General features: G+C 59.9%; 1 protein-coding gene and 1 pseudogene. Both read right to left on the bottom strand.

The features are described 5' to 3' along the window. The coding region (locus tag AACY08_RS29275) for a transposase (protein WP_339472575.1) at positions 1 to 139 on the bottom strand (139 nt) is incomplete at its 3' end. A 47-nt stretch (positions 140 to 186) separates the two neighbouring features. Beyond that, positions 187 to 423, bottom strand: a pseudogene (locus AACY08_RS29270) (IS21 family transposase); the annotation flags it as partial. Positions 424 to 474: the final 51 nt, after the last annotated feature.

Here is a 474-nt window from a genome sequence, read left to right as displayed (position 1 = left end):
CGCCGAACTTCGCCTTCCAATTGTACAGCGTCGCTTCAGAGACGCCATGCTTCCGCGCCAAATCGGCAGTCTTCGCACCGGCCTCATGCTCACGCAGCACGCCAATAATCTGCTCTTCCGTAAACCTGGCTCGCTTCATCTGTCCGTCCTTCAGAAGGCCGGACTCTAACTTCAACTGGAGGAAATCGGCAGGGGCAGGTCATCTACGCTCACCGGGCCGGTGGTCACTTCCCCGGGGGAATTTGCCTCCGCATCAGCCCGCAGCGCCCGGTAACGCCGGATCGTCTTGCGGTCGACCCCCGTCAGCCTGTGGATCTCGCGCTGGCTGGCGTTGCGATCGAGTAACGTAAATACCGTGCTTTGCAGGTGTGGCTTCAAGACGTTCAACTCCCCGGCCCCTTGCTGGTTAAAGGGACCGAAAATAAACGTCCTGCCTGATCGGCTACCGCTGTTCAGCGGCGCTGACCGCGATTA

The organism is Pseudomonas sp. EL_65y_Pfl1_R83 (assembly GCF_963970695.1).
Taxonomy (GTDB): domain Bacteria; phylum Pseudomonadota; class Gammaproteobacteria; order Pseudomonadales; family Pseudomonadaceae; genus Aquipseudomonas; species Aquipseudomonas tritici.
This window is presented reverse-complemented; position numbering and strand designations above follow the sequence as displayed.